This window comes from Stenotrophomonas sp. STEN031, from assembly GCF_056759975.1.
The window spans coordinates 1-220 of the sequence record NZ_JBRREA010000132.1; the positions used below are offsets into that span (position 1 = coordinate 1).

Sequence of the window (220 nt, forward strand, 5' to 3'; positions counted from 1 at the left end):
ACCATCCGCACCGCCCGCTCACGCACCTCGGGTGCGTACCTCGTCAATCTGTTGCTCATGGCTCCATCCTCTCAAGGTTTGGAGCCTCCGGGAAAGACGGGGCGATTCAGTGGTGGTGAACAGGCAATACCGAAGAAAGCATGCGACCTCCACGGTGCGCGCTGGCTCTTTGATCTTGGCTCCGGCTGAGGGCGGCCTGGAGACAAGTCGGCGCGCGTAG

At 62.3% G+C, this 220-nt stretch carries 1 protein-coding gene; it reads left to right on the forward strand.

Going from position 1 to position 220, the window contains the following annotated elements:
- The coding region (locus tag ACVOLQ_RS22455) for a hypothetical protein (RefSeq protein ID WP_481529356.1) at positions 1 to 189 on the forward strand (189 nt) is incomplete at its 5' end.
- Between the last annotated feature and the right edge of the window lie 31 nt (positions 190 to 220).